This window comes from Methylobacillus pratensis (assembly GCF_054072455.1).
This window is the reverse complement of the sequence record NZ_JBSUSR010000003.1, coordinates 60749-75352: the sequence shown is the minus strand read 5'-3', so window position 1 is coordinate 75352 and position 14604 is coordinate 60749. Positions and strand designations below refer to the sequence as shown.

The 14604-nt window shown below is 51.9% G+C and carries 12 protein-coding genes and 1 riboswitch; of the genes, 11 read left to right on the top strand and 1 reads right to left on the bottom strand.

All coding sequences use genetic code 11. The features are described from left to right. Window positions 1–353: 353 nt before the first annotated feature. The 10 genes from ACW4YW_RS07710 (at window position 354) to ACW4YW_RS07665 (ending at window position 13421) form a co-directional block, all read left to right on the top strand. Complete coding sequence (locus tag ACW4YW_RS07710; RefSeq protein ID WP_457137048.1) at window positions 354–2975, top strand: TonB-dependent receptor; 2622 nt, start codon at window positions 354–356, stop codon at window positions 2973–2975. Window positions 2976–3214: 239 nt separating this feature from the next. After that, window positions 3215–3742, top strand: a complete 528-nt coding sequence (locus tag ACW4YW_RS07705; protein WP_457137047.1) for a DUF6152 family protein — start codon at window positions 3215–3217, stop codon at window positions 3740–3742. 43 nt (window positions 3743–3785) lie between these two features. Beyond that, entirely contained in the window at window positions 3786–4574 is a 789-nt protein-coding gene (locus ACW4YW_RS07700; RefSeq protein ID WP_457137046.1) for a hypothetical protein, read from the top strand. A 32-nt stretch (window positions 4575–4606) separates the two neighbouring features. Continuing rightward, window positions 4607–5584 (top strand): hypothetical protein, encoded by a 978-nt coding sequence (locus ACW4YW_RS07695; RefSeq protein ID WP_457137045.1) that lies wholly within the window; start codon window positions 4607–4609, stop codon window positions 5582–5584. A gap of 85 nt (window positions 5585–5669) precedes the next feature. Beyond that, the gene (locus ACW4YW_RS07690) at window positions 5670–6167 is read left to right on the top strand and encodes a DUF6644 family protein (RefSeq protein ID WP_457137044.1); all 498 of its coding nucleotides are present in this window, start codon (window positions 5670–5672) and stop codon (window positions 6165–6167) included. A 22-nt stretch (window positions 6168–6189) separates the two neighbouring features. Next, window positions 6190–6663, top strand: a complete 474-nt coding sequence (locus tag ACW4YW_RS07685; protein WP_457137043.1) for a DUF6644 family protein — start codon at window positions 6190–6192, stop codon at window positions 6661–6663. After that, the gene (locus tag ACW4YW_RS07680; RefSeq protein ID WP_457137042.1) at window positions 6663–7250 is read left to right on the top strand and encodes a hypothetical protein; all 588 of its coding nucleotides are present in this window, start codon (window positions 6663–6665) and stop codon (window positions 7248–7250) included. The genes ACW4YW_RS07685 and ACW4YW_RS07680 overlap by 1 nt, the downstream gene beginning before the upstream one ends. 29 nt (window positions 7251–7279) lie before the next feature. Continuing rightward, window positions 7280–7490, top strand: a riboswitch (cobalamin riboswitch). Further along, on the top strand, window positions 7449–9794 hold the full coding sequence (locus ACW4YW_RS07675; RefSeq protein ID WP_457137041.1) for a TonB-dependent receptor: 2346 nt from the start codon (window positions 7449–7451) through the stop codon (window positions 9792–9794). (Overlaps the previous riboswitch by 42 nt.) Window positions 9795–9875: 81 nt before the next feature. Then, window positions 9876–11975 carry a TonB-dependent receptor gene (locus tag ACW4YW_RS07670; protein WP_457137040.1) on the top strand — a complete coding sequence of 700 codons (2100 nt, stop codon included), beginning with the start codon at window positions 9876–9878 and terminating at the stop codon, window positions 11973–11975. Window positions 11976–11990: 15 nt separating this feature from the next. Then, window positions 11991–13421: a PepSY domain-containing protein gene (locus ACW4YW_RS07665; protein WP_457137039.1), complete on the top strand. Its 1431-nt coding sequence runs from the start codon at window positions 11991–11993 to the stop codon at window positions 13419–13421. On the opposite strand, the gene ACW4YW_RS07660 is transcribed toward ACW4YW_RS07665, so the two are convergent. After that, a complete protein-coding gene (locus ACW4YW_RS07660) occupies window positions 13408–14016 on the bottom strand; it encodes a hypothetical protein (RefSeq protein WP_457137038.1) in 609 nt (202 codons plus the stop codon). The genes ACW4YW_RS07665 and ACW4YW_RS07660 overlap by 14 nt on opposite strands. Before the next feature lie 157 nt (window positions 14017–14173). On the opposite strand from ACW4YW_RS07660, the gene ACW4YW_RS07655 reads away from it, so the two are divergent. Then, window positions 14174–14593 (top strand): pyridoxamine 5'-phosphate oxidase family protein, encoded by a 420-nt coding sequence (locus ACW4YW_RS07655; RefSeq protein ID WP_457137037.1) that lies wholly within the window; start codon window positions 14174–14176, stop codon window positions 14591–14593. Window positions 14594–14604 lie beyond the last annotated feature (11 nt).

Below are 14604 nucleotides of genomic sequence, written 5' to 3'. Positions count from 1 at the left end.
CCACTATTGTCATATTTAATAAATTTTTAATAATCATCCACATAAGCAATCTTCAGAAAACTAACCGAAAGATAGTCTTTCTTATTCACAACCTATCGTCTGTTTATCACACAACACAATTCAATATAAATGTTGATTGGCCACCAGAATCCATGATCGAAACTGGCCGTTTACCAACAGATATTTTTCTAACCTCTCAAATAAATCCCTAACAAAACCCTACATTAATAATATAAAAATCAATACCTTAAAAAATCATACAAACCTCCAGTTTTACCTTTGGCATACATGTTGCCCTCAGAGTTAGCACTATGAATTTGTAAACTTAAGGTAATCAAAGGGGAAATTGTTAGATGTCGAACTATTCCAAGCTTGGGCATTTGCGTAAAAAGCCTATAGCCAAACTGCTGTCACACATCGGCGCACCGGCTGTCGTAGCTGCAGGATTCCTGCTCGGCGTGCCGCACTATGCAACGGCTGCAGAGAGCGACCCAAAATCCGTTGAGACTCTCCAAGAAGAGAATGCGAAACTGATCCAGGAGTTGAACGAGCTTAAGCAGCGCTATAACATTCCGGTGACCGAAACCGGCGCACAGCCTCAACCCGTAGCCGCCGCACCGGCCGCCTCCGTGGCCCAGCCGGAACAATCCGCGGCAGATAACGCCGCAGCACTAGGTGTTGTAGTGGTGACCTCGCGTAACCGTGAAGAAATTGCCCAAGACGTGCCTATCCCGATTTCTGTTATTGGCGGTCCTAAGCTGGATAGAGAGCGTATTTTCACGGTGGATGACCTCACTAGAGTAGCACCTGGCTTAACAGCTACCACCCCTAACGCACGTCGTTCAGGAATATCTATCCGTGGGATTGGCAAATCTACAGGGGATGAATCTCTGGAAGCGGCGGTCGGAGCAATTGTTGATGATGTTTACTTAAGCCTGCCTGGCATGACTTACCAAGATTTTACCGATCTGGATCGCGTCGAAGTATTGCGCGGCCCTCAAGGGACCTTGAAAGGCAAGAACACTACCCTAGGTGCAATTAACTATGTCACCAAGGAACCAACATTCACTCGTCAGACCTATCTGGAAACAGAAGTTGGAGCCAACCAAAATGGTAGCGACTTTCCTGGTGCATTACGTGCCCGCGGTTCGATTTCAGATGCCTTGATTGATGATGTAATTGCATATCGGGCCTCGTTCTTCATTGACCGACAACAAGGCGATATTGAAAATATCAATGACTCCCAAGAAGGCTCCATCGCTGATAAGCGATTCCACGAGAGAAATCGCTATGGTGGTAAATTCCAATTGCTGATTACCCCAACAGAGAATTTCAGGGCAAAAATCAGCTTGGACTATTCTGAATCCAACGAATACAGCAACACGAAACCGTTCCAGTACGATCCAACTAACTTTGCGACCGGTGGAGTACGAAATACCACGTATAGTAGTCGCTTGGCACGTGGTTATTTTGGTGGCTATACACCCATTATTGGGTCCAAGGATAAAATTGATATTGGGCAAGCTGACCCATTACTTACAAAGAACTACGGCATTTCTGCCAAGTTGGACTGGACCATAGGTACCCATACTCTGACTTCGATCACGGCTTATCGTGGTTATAATTTCGATGCTGTCAATGACCAAGAGCAAACTCGCTTCGATATTGCCCAAAGTGGCACTTTGGTTGATCACAAGCAATACTCCCAAGAAATCCGCTTAACGTCAGATATTGGTGAGCTCTACGACTATCAAGTAGGCTTGTTCTATTTACATAGCGAAACCGAGCAAACCAACCGCGCTGCTTATGGTTCGGATGCAGGTGCATTTTTTGCCTCCAATGCCCAGTACGCTGCTTTAGCAGGCACGCCTGCATTGTTACAACAAGCCTTGAACAATGTCCGGCTGAATACACGCTTTACTCCTGAAACTGATAGCTATGCCGTATTCGGCCAGGTTAATTGGCATTTAACGGAAAAGACCACCCTGACTACTGGTTTACGCAAAACCTATGAATACAAGAATAATAGTGCGCAAAGATGGAGTACCGGAGGTGATGCGCTAACAAATCAGGACGCAATTGATATCCGCAATAATCAAATCGGTAATTACGCCAAGGTCACTGCGGATGAGCTCAATGACAACTCAATCTCTTGGTTGGTCAGTCCTAGCTATAAAGTCAATGATGACTTAATGTTTTATGCCTCGGCGGCCGGCGGTGAGAAATCACCTGCCATTTCATTTAATAACAGCAATGGGACTGTAGTACCAATTGATCCTGAAAAATCGGTCAGTTTTGAGTTAGGAACAAAAGGCTTATTCTTTGATCGTCGGTTAATGTTCAATGCGAATATCTATCACACTGTCGTCAAAGGCTATCAAGCGACCACCAGCGTGGCGGATCCTACAGCACCTGGTAACACCGGATATCGTTCACAACTTGGCAATATTCCTGAAATCACGGCTACAGGTATCGAAGTAGAAGGTGGATACCTCTATTCTGATCGCTTAAGCTTTACCTTTGGTGGCGCATACAATCGTGCGAAATATAGTGATTGGGATACTGCAACTTGCCCAGCGGAGATACCTACCAGTGTTTCCCCACTTTGTGACAATACTGGCAAGCAGATTGTAGGGGCTCCAAAACTTACTGGTATTATCGGGGCGCACTACATACAGCCAATTTGGGGCGGTCTGAAGGCGCAAGCTTTCTTTAGTACAGTAATACGTTCCAAGCAAAATGTGGAAAACCTATTGTCAGAATTTGGTGAACAATCTGGCTATTCTGTCACTGATGCTGGTTTTGGCATCGTTGGTGGAAAGAGAGATAGTTGGGAGTTCAACATTGTAGGTAAAAACATTTTCGATAAGATCTATACCACTAGTGTTAACGCCTACAGCAACAGTGCACCTGTCGGATATGATGGGCTTGGTCAGCGCCGTTACGTTGGCGTAGTACTGCGCACTAAGTTCTAAATCACCATCTTAATCATTTAAAATTATGTGCCGGCGCAAGCCGGCATTTTTTCATCCATTGTTCAGCCTCAAACCAACTGTACAAATCCAAACAGATTTCCACACAATCTCTGTTGAATATCAAACATATTGAGTAGTTATTACCTTCGATTCTTAGGACTCATCCTGCAAACATACCAAACCAGATCAACCACTTAATACTCACCTTGATATGACTAGCTCTGGAAGCCAGCTCTGGCATGATAAATGCACACGATATTTCAGACTTTGCATGGGCTTTCCGGCCATGCATCAAGCAGTATCTTGCGCAACCAGTTTTATTTAAGGAGTATTCAGTGAAGTTACTGAATTCGAAATTAGCCAGCTCTCTCGGCGTGACCATGATCTATGCTGTTCTAGCCTCTACCCCAGCCAATGCCCACCATGCGTTTTCTGCCGAATTCGATAGCAATCAACCGGTGCAGGTAAAAGGCAAAGTCACCAAGCTGGAGCTGGTAAACCCTCATAGCTGGCTATTCCTGGATGTCCAGGATAGCTCGGGAACCGTCACCAACTGGGGATTTGAATTCGGCACGCCGTTCAGCCTCAAGCAAAAGGGATTGGCTAAATCCACCCTGCCGATTGGCACCGAGGTCACCATCAAGGGTTATCGCGCCAAGAGCGGAAAAGCGTTTGGCTATGCCGTCATTACAACCTTGACTGATGGCCGCTCGTTTGAAACTGGCGGCGCGCAGGATGCCCCAACGGCAAAAGAAGTTTCTCAATAACAGTTTTTCTTCAGCAATTGATTAAGAATTTAGGAGAAATTTCTTGAGCATTTTTGCAACCGCTGGCGTAGCCGGTTTCAAGCGCTTAGCATCGCTGGCTTTTGTTTCGCTGATTTTCATCACCAGCCATGCACTGGCGAAGGATGATATTCCCAGGTTAAAGGGCAAACCGGATTTTTCCGGCATATGGCAAACCACCAGTGCCGCCAATTATGATATCGAGCCTCATGCCAAGCGCATCGACGCCCCTCCCGGTCTGGGAATAGTAGAGGGAAACTTCATTCCGTACCTGCCCAAGGCGCTTGAGCAAAAGAAGAAGAATTTTGAAGCACGCGCCACTGCCGACCCGGCTACCAAAGGCTGGACCTTAGGTACGCCACGGGGCATTTACTATCCGGAACCGTTTCAAATCCTGCAAAGGCCGGAAGACTTGACTGTCCTCTTCCAGTTCGGGCATTCGGTACGCACCATTTTCACTAATGGCACGGAACACCCTGACGACCCAAATGACTATTGGCTGGGTGATTCACGCGCCCATTGGGAAGGCGATACGCTTGTGGTGGACGTCAAGCACTTCAATGACAAGACTTGGCTGGACAATGCCGGCAATTTCCACAGCGATGCCCTGCATGTGGTGGAACGCTGGACGTTCCTCGACAAGAACACCATTGAATACAAGGCCACACTGGAGGATCCCCAGGTATTCAGCCGTCCGTTCAACATCAGCGTCATCCTCCATCGCCACCGCGAAAAGAATTTCCAGCTGATCGAGGACTACCGCTTCACCCTGGATTACGACCAGCACTATCCGCCCAAGCCTGACAGCAAGTGACCCAGCAAAGCAAACAGAACAGGTAACTCAGCATGAACCCACGGAAACCTAGCTTCAAACCCGCTGCCTATATTGTCATCAGCGCTTTGTCATTGCTTTCTTTGACCGGATTGGCCGAAGACAAAAAAAGCGAGCCTGCGCCGGCTCCACGCCAAAACAATAGCGGCATAGATCAGGAAAGCTCATTCCCCAAGATCGCTTCCGGCAAATGGAGCGGACCGGTCCTTCCAGACGGCCAGCCGAACGTACAGGGCTTTTGGTCCAATACCATCGCCAACCATAATAATTTTACCGACCCACAAGGCGGTATTCCCGGCTCTGGCCGACAGCCGAAAACGCCTCGCGACCAGCGCGCTCCCAGCAGGATAAGCGATCCTGCCAACGGGGAAGTGCCTTTCCAGCCCTGGGCCTTGGAAAAGGTGAAGGAATTCCAAGCGCATTTCCATGACCCGGTAGAGCAACAATGGGTGGAACCCCTTGCCAGATGCGCGCCAGGCGGCATCCCGAAGTCTTTTTATTGGCATGGCTACGAAATCCGCCAATACCCTGGCTATGTCTTGTTCTATTTTGGCTCCGGCACCCGTTTGATCCACCTGGACAACAAGCCCCACCTGCCTGACAACATTAAGCTCTGGAATGGCGACTCCCGCGGACACTGGGAAGGCAATACCTTGGTGGTGGACGTCAAGAATCACAACGGCAAGGCCTTGTTTGGGCGTACCGGTGAGTTCATCAGCGAAAACGGCCATATCCAGGAACGCTTCATCTTCAGTCCTGACGGCAAGCGTTACAACTATGAAGCCGTGTTTACTGACCCCACTGTCTACACCCGTCCTTTTACCGTCACCATCCCGGCGCGTAAATGGACCGAGAAGGACGAACCCAACGGCTGGCATTTCGAGACGCGCCATGCCAAGCACAAAGGCAAGGACATTATCGTTGAGGCCGACGAGCGCATTTGTGCGGAAAATAACGCCGCATTTGGCATGGGCGCCTCTGCCAACCAATAAGCCATGCGCTACATACACCCATGAAGCGCTTGTTCAATTACCGTGCCATCCCATCTGAAGAACACGGCGTACTTAAAAGGCGACAATGTCAGTCTTAACCTTTGCAGAACTGCTTTACGATTCCGAAATCGGGACTTCCCTGCGTGAATCGCTTTTTGCCTTCCCTATTGTCGAAGGCATACACCTGATTGGACTCGCGCTTTCCGTAGGGCTGCTTTTTTTCATCGACTTGCGCCTTGTCGGCGTCTTGTTCCGCAATGTGCCGATCCCGCAAATACTCCAGCAGTTGCGGCCTTGGCTGCTCGGCGGCTTTGCCGTCACCATGGCGACAGGCGCTCTGCTGTTCGCCGCGGCGGCGCCCAAGCTCATCGTGTTGCCAGTTTTCTTGTGGAAATTGGCATTCATCACATTCGCCGGGCTCAATGCTGCATGGTTCGAGTTCAAATGGGGCCGTCATGCGCATGCCTGGAGCCATGATGCCTCTGGCATTCCAGCCGGGGTCAAGTTTGGCGCCTGGACATCGCTCATCCTGTGGAGCCTGGTTGTCGTTACCGGCCGGCTGATTCCTTACCTTAGCTATTAACTGGATTCCAACGGCAACCACCATGACCAGCCTAGAACTATTCAACGCCATCCAGAACAGCAGCATCGGGGTTTTCATAGGAAAACAGGACCGCATGCTGTGGGCAGTGGCCCAGATCATCCATATTGCAGGCATTATCCTGTTGCTGGCGCCAATTGTGCTCGTCAGCTTACGGCTGTTTGGCTTTGGCCTTCATCAACAACCCTTGCCCAAACTCGCCCGGGAAAGCAACCGGCTGATCTGGCTGGGGCTGGGCCTGCTGCTCTTTTCAGGCTTGCTGATCTTTGTACCCGCAGCCCTGCACTATCATGACAACTTCGTATTCTGGATCAAGCTGTACCTGATCCTTGCCGCATTGCTCTTCCAGCTTACGCTTTATCGCATCGTCACCCAGCTCGAAAAGCCGAATCCATGGCTGGGCGGATTCACCGCTGTGCTGATCCTCGCCTTATGGTTTGGCGTGGCATTTGCCGGCCGCTTCATAGGCTTTGTCTAATGGTGAAAAAGACCTTCCATTTCCTGCTGCATATTGGATTGCTTATTGCACTAGGGGTCAACCTCGCCGGCTGCAACAAACCGGACTTGAAGGAGGAAGCAGCATTCAAACCTGGCGCCTCCTTGCAGGAAATCATGCTGTCCATCATCGACCCCAATGCCGACCATGTATGGAATTCCGTTTCCATCATTATTACAAGCGAAGGTGTGGAAGAACACAGCCCCAGGACCGACGAAGAATGGGCCGAAGTACGCCAGCATGCCATTACCCTGGCAGAAGCTGCCAACCTGCTTTTGATCCCGGGCAGGAAGGTAGCCCATGAAGGCGCGGAAACATCGACCCATCCTGTAGAGCTGGGAGCGGAACACATCGAACAAGCGATCGCCAAGGACCGTGCGGCTTTCATTGCAAATGCACACCTGCTTCACACTGCGGTGTATGAGGCGGTGATCGCCATCGACAAGAAAGACCCGGAGGACCTCATGCGCGCAGGAGAGCATATCCAGCAGGCATGCGAAGCTTGCCATGCGAAATTCTGGTATCCGGATGAAAAAACACAGACTTTTCCTTCTCTTTCTGGGAGCTAATATTGATTGATTTAACAATGAATAGAAATTAACATTTCTGAACTTACGGTTTCTCCCTGCCACCGGCAGGGAGAATAATAGGGAATCTGGTGAAGACACGATGATCGTAATCCGGAACTGCCCCCGCAACTGTAATCGGTGAGTCTGTTTGCCACTCTTGCCACTGGATATTGATCCGGGAAGGCTGCAAACAAGACGATGACCCGAGAGTCAGGAGACCTGCCGCAAGTCAGCTATGTTGTTCGAGCAAGGGCGGGGTGTCCTGGAATCGGCGAATGTTCACCATTTTCATTCGACATTATTGATGCATTGCAGACTTGGGTTGCCATTGGCGCCTCAGGTCGAATTGCCGTTGCAGCCGCTTTGCATGCATCCTCCCCCTGCTCCGACCATATGGCTGATTTATACATGACAGTTCGTCATGCTGAACAATCCATTAGGGAGCAATCAATGAAAAACAGCAACTACATCCTGGCCGCTGCTTTGATGGCTGTCTTTTCCAGCGGGGCGCTGGCGGAAGATGCCACTTTGGAGGAAATCCAGGTCAAAACACAGTCCGACAAACCCGGGCTCAACCTGAAAAAAACCAACAGCACCAGCAGCCGGCTGGGATTGACCGCAAAAGAAACACCCGCAAGCGTGGAAACGCTGGATGCACAAACGATACGCCAGCGCGGGGATATCTCGATCCGCGAGGCAGTCACTCGTACCACCGGTATTACAGATATCAGCAACCCAGGTAGCGGCCAGGCATTTTCTTCGCGCGGCTTTACCGGCAACAATTCGGTAGCTCAGGCCGAAGACGGCATCAGGCTGGCCACTGGCGCAGGCACCCAAACATATCCTTCCGACACTTGGGGTTACGAAAGAATCGAAGTATTGCGTGGTCCGGCTTCCGTTTTATTCGGGGATGGCTCAGCTGGCGGCATTATCAACAGCATACGCAAACAAGCCAGTAGAGAATCTTCTCTTGAGGCCTTGGTTGGCGCAGGCACACGTGGCGCATATCGCGTAGGCGTTGGCGGCACTGGCGCGATTGGCGAAATTGGCGCGTTCCGTATTGATGCTTCTGCATTGGGGGGTAATGGCTACATAGACCGCGGCGATTACGACAGTCAGAAAATCATGACCTCGCTGCTATTCACTCCTACCGACAACTTGAGAATAGGATTCACGCTGGATCACGCGAATGAATCCCCAACTGCAAATTACGGTGCTCCCCTAGTGGATGGCAAGATTCGCCACTCCTTGCGCAAAGCCAATTACAACATCGATAACAATCGTATGGAATTTACCGATACACGCGCTAGAGCCAAGGTAGAGTGGAACATCTCCCCCACCCTTCAGCTTAGGAATGAGACCTACTGGTTCAAATCTTATAGGGAATGGCAGAATCTTGAAGTTTATGATTACAACGAAACAACTAGACTGGTAGATCGTACCGACTATCTCAACCTCAGGCATGATATGAAGCAATACGGCAATCGTGCTGACTTAATTGTTTCTGAAGATATTTTCGGCCATAAAAATCGTTTCGTTATCGGCTGGGATTCGACACATACCGATTTCCGCCATAGCGGCAATCGCAACCTAAGCGCCATCGACTCCAGCTTGCCTCTAGGCCATTTTGATCCTGGTAGAGGCTTTGATCCACTGGGTCGCAACTACGATTCTCAAATCACGCAAAATGCGTTTTATCTAGAGGATGCCTGGAGCGCCACCGAGCACTTGAAATTGTTGATCGGATTGCGCAAGGACTATATTGATACCGAGAATAAAAGCCTGCGTGCTGATAGACCCAGCTCAGCTGAAGAATTCACCCCGCTTACTTGGCGGGCAGGTACAGTCTTCGACATTACGCCCGACCTTGCTATCTATGGCCAAGTAAGTCGTGGCACGGACCCTATCACCAACCTGCTGGGTCTCAATCTCGCCAACAGCAGATTCGACCTTACTCGTTCGCGTCAGGCGGAAATCGGCATCAAGCAGTCCTTGCAAAATCTAAAGGGTGAATGGTCTTTAGCCGCATATCACATTGCGAAGGACGATATCATCACATACGATCCAGCCAGCCCTTCCACGGCTGTTCAAGGGGGTAAGCAATCATCCAGAGGGGTTGAGTTTGCGACCACCATATTCCCGGTAGAACGTTTACGCCTTGATTTCAACGCTACGGTTCTTGATGCACGCTATGATGAGTTGATTGAAAGTGGCACCGGTATTTCACGCGCAGGCAATACACCTAGCAACGTGCCAGAGAAAGTTGCCAATGCATGGATTTACTACCAGGCCCCGCAATGGGAAGCAGGCGTAGGCGCACGCTACATCGGTAAACGCTATGCCAATAATGCCAACGACATCAGTATAGCAGGCTATACAGTTTATGATGCCAGCGCAGCTTGGCACGTTAGCAGGCAAATTTCCCTTCGTGCAAACTTGCGGAACCTCACTAACAAGTTTTACGCTGCCTACGCATACAGTAGCAGCCAGCAAACTGTAGGCGCTCCCCGCCAGTTGGAATTGGTAGCTGAATTCCGCTACTAGCCAGACCTCATCGTATAACGACGGAGATAAAGGCAATCCTTTATCTCCGTTCATCACAAACAAATATAAATAATCAAAATCATGAAACAAAATCGTTTTGTCACCCTTGCCATTGTTGGCATTTTCTCCCATCCGGCATTTGCCGAAACTCCAGCCTTGCTTGAAGAAATCACAGTGTCTGGTCAATCTGACAGACCCAGCATCAAACTCAACAAAGTCAATACCACCAGCAACCGTCTGGGACTTACCGCCAAGGAAATTCCGGCCAGCATCGACTCGGTGGATGCCGATACAATCCGCCAGCGCGGCGATGTTTCCATCCGCGAAGCGGTCACGCGCACCGTGGGAATCTCGGATATCGGTACGCCCGGCGTCGGGCAGTCCTTTTCTTCCCGTGGCTTCGCCGGCAATAACTCTGTTGCACAGGCGGAAGACGGCATCCGGCTGATTACCGCTGCCGGCACGTTGACCTACCCTTCCGACAGTTGGGGATACGAAAGAATCGAAGTGCTGCGCGGCCCGGCATCCGCATTGTTCGGAGATGCTTCCAGCGGCGGCGTCGTGAACAGCATCCGTAAAAAAGCGAGCAGGGAAGCCTCATTGGAAGCGTTAGTCGGGATTGGTACGCGCGGCGCTTACCGTTCCGCGCTTGGGGGTACAGGCGCACTCGGCGAGATCGGCGCCTTTCGTATTGACGCATCCGTCACGGGCGGCAACGGCTACATCGACCGCGGCGATTACGATACGAAGAAGATCATGACTTCGTGGCAGTTTGAGCCTTCCGACACTGTACGTTTCGGCTTCACGCTCGATCATGCTGAAGACTCACCTACCGTGAACTACGGCGTTCCTGCAGTCAACGGCAAACTGCTTTACGGCCTGCGCAAGAACAATTACAACGTCGAGAACAACAAGATGGATTTTGTTGATACCCGCGTCCGCGCCAAACTCGAGTGGGATGTGACGCCTGAACTCTCCATCACGAATGAAACCTACTGGTTTCATGCAACGCGCGACTGGCGTTATGCCGACGACCTGCGCCTGAACCCTGCGACATTGCGCGTCACCCGTGCGGCATTCCGCAATGTGGACCATGACCTCAAGCAGATCGGCAATATTTTCCAGCTTGCGTCCAGTTCGAGTATGTTTGGCCGGGAAAATCGTTTGGCTGTTGGTATCGATATCTCCCGCGTGGACTTCATGCACAAGATGAATACCAATAACTCGCTCACCGACACGGTCGATCTGTATGACCCGGCCGCAGGCAGTTTCATCACCAACCAGGCATTGCGCAACAATTATGCTGCTGATCTCGACCAGAGAGCATTGTTCCTGGAAAACGCCTGGAATGCGACCGACAAATTGAAGCTGCTCGTCAGCCTGCGAAAAGACTATATCGATACCAAGCGTAAGGATTATATTGTCCCAACAGCAAGCTCTTCCCAGAGCTTTTCCCCATTAACGTGGCGGATTGGCGCTGTATATGACATTTTCACAGCGACTTCTGTTTACGCTCAAACCAGCCGCGGCACCGACCCGATTACCAATATGCTGGGGCTGAATCTCGACAATGCGAAGTTCGACCTGACCAGATCGCGTCAATATGAAATTGGCATCAAGCACCTGCTTCCCCAATCCAAAGGAGAAGTCACGCTGGCTGCCTACCACATTGCCAAGGACGACATCATTACCCGGAGCCCGACAGACCCGTTGATTTCTGTGCAGGGAGGCAAACAATCCTCGCGCGGTATTGAATTCACCACCACATTACTGCCGGTTGAGCATTGGCGCATCGATTTCAATGCCGCCTTGCTGGATGCACGCTTCGATGAACTGCTTGAAGGCAATACCGGGATTTCCAGGTCAGGCAATACGCCAAGCAATGTGCCGGAAAAGCTGGCCAATGCCTGGGTTTACTACCAGGCTCCGCAATGGGAGGCAGGGATAGGCGCGCGCTATGTCGGCAAACGCTACGCAAGCAATACCAATAGCGTTTCGATGGCCGGTTACACCGTATTCGATGCCAGTGCGGCATGGAATGTGAATAAGCAGATGACATTGCGTGCCAATATCCGCAACCTGACTGACAAATTCTACGCTTCCATGTCCAACAATAACGATCAACAGCTCGTTGTCGGCGCACCGCGCCAGCTCGAACTGACTGCGGAATTCCGCTACTAACCTGAGCACGGCACCATGAAACTCTTCTCCATGCGCAACCTCCACCTCTGGCATCGCTGGCTGGGGATAGCGCTTGGCGTGCTGGTGCTGCTCTGGTTCATTTCCGGGGTGGTCATGTTGTTCGTGGCCTACCCCAAGCTTGCGCAGGAAGAACGGATTCCCCGCCTGGAGGCGGTTGCGCCCGGCTTGGTGCGCATAGCGCCGGCCCAGGTGGCCGCCATGCTGGGCGGTGAGCCGGACAAGCTCCGGCTTACCATGCACAACGGGCGACCGCTTTACCACGCCTTACACCAGGGTAGCTGGCATTCCATCTGGGCAGACAGCGGCGAGAAACTGACCGTCACGCCCGACGACATCCGCACGTCCGCCCAGGCTTTCCTGCCTGGCGCATCCATCAGCAATACAGAATTGATCGAGCGCGACCAATGGTCGATCTCGTCCTCGCTCCATCCCCACCGGCCCTTGCATCGCGTGAGTTTCACCAACGGCGACGTACTGTATTTGTCCAGCCGCACGGCCGAGGTCGTGCTGGATACTTCGCGCGGCGAACGCGCCTGGAACTGGCTGGGCTCCGTCATTCACTGGATTTATTTCACCCCGTTGCGCTTTGACCATCACGAAGCCTGGCGCCAAGTCGTCATGTGGCTATCGTTCCCCGCCACGGCCATGAGCCTGATGGGCATCTGGCTCGGGATAGACCGCCTGCGACTGCGTCGCCGCTACAAGGGAGGCCGCATGACGCCATATCGCGGCTGGGCCAAGTGGCACCATGTTTCCGGCCTGCTCGCAGGCGTGCTGTGCCTGACTTGGCTGTTCAGCGGCTGGCTGTCGATGAAGCCGTTCGACATGTTCGCAGGCAGGAAGCTGAGCGCGGAAGAATCGCAGCACTGGGCAGGCAACCCGCCTGACGGGCCGCTGCCGGCATTGCCAGCGCAGATAGGCGCTACAGAGAAAATTGGCGAGGTCGAATGGATATATTTTGCTGGAAAACCTGTCCTGCTCGGCCTTGCACAGCATCGCACCTGGATGCTGGATGCCGGCAGCGGAGCGCCGCTCGCCCCATTCGCAACGTCGGCATTCGCTACACAGATCGCAGGCATACTACCCGATGCAAGGGTCAAGGCCGCCACCCGGCTGGAACACGGCGACAGGTATTACTACGGCAAACGGTTGGAAGCTGTGTCCCCGGTCATCCGCATCGACCTGGATGATGCATCCGCCACCAGCTATTACATTGACCCGGCCACTACGCGCATCGTGGCATCGCAGGACAATAACAGCCGCACCTATCGCTGGCTGTTTGCAGCGCTGCACCGCCTCGACTTCGCACCGCTCGACAATGCCGAGATCCCGCGCTGGATTGTAGTGATCCTGTTCTCCATCGGCGGCGTCATTCTCACCGCCGCAGGCATGGTCATGGGCTGGCGCCGGCTTACTCGCGCCTAGCCGCGATATTGCTGCAATCGCCCGCAACCAGCGGAGGATTGCCGGAACCAGGCCTGAGCATCACTCCGCTGCTCACGCCATTGGATGCCACGCAAGATTGAAAGCCCACGCGCGTGCCACGCGGTGTTGCCGTATTGACCAACACCTCGCGCTGCTCTTCGGACAAAGCCAATGGGCCGCGCTCGGATAGCAACTGCTTATATGAAGGATAGACGCCGTGGGTTGCGCGGAACGACTCCAGCTTGTCATGCAGTTCTTGCGCGATACGGGCAGTATCCACGGAACCATGCTGTTGCAAAGCCAAGGCCTCAAGCGACTCTTCCTGTTGCTGCTGTGCCGCTTTTCCCTGGGATACATAGTTGGCGCTGACCAGGAATAGCACCAGCAGCACCGTGTAGATCAGGTTGATGCCGATGGCTATGACGGCAAACAAATTACCTTGACCCGCTGCGCGCGATTTGAGCAGCGCGAATATCCCCACCACAACACCAAGCAACGGCACGCAAAAGACAGACAACAACAAGGCAATGATGCCGGCCTTCTTGCCTGGGTCGTGTGTTTTTCTGGTATCTGGGGATTTTTGTGCAGCGGTCATGAGGCCTGTTCCAATCAGTGAAGCAAGGTGAGATTAAACCACGTTGGCGAACGATGTGTCCCGCAGAGAAAATATACAATATATATACATTACGTATATTTTTGATATGATGCGCTAGTTATCAGGTTTCTAACCAAGCAAGATCAAGGGAATACAAATGAAAAGACTCAATGATTCAATCAAGGCCATGTTGGCCAAGGAGCTACCAGTTCAAGCCACAGTAAGCAAAGAGGGTCTGCCGGACATCGGCCCCAAGCGTTCGCTACGAGCCTATGACGACCAGACCCTGATCTACAATGAGAACACCGGCGGCCAGACCTTACAGAACATCCGCGACGGTTCGAAAATGGCAATTGCCGTAATTGACCGTCCTGCGCTGGATGGCTACCGAATCGTCGGGACGCCCGAGTTATTCAGCGCAGGCACTGCACCCTATGACAATGCGCTGGCATTCGCGGAAAAGAACGGCATGAAAACGCCGAAATTCGCCGTCCTGATTCATATCGAGGACATTTATACATTGAAGTCCGGACCAGACGCAGGCAAGAAACTCGACGAATCTGCCAGCAGCAAATAAGTCCAACATGA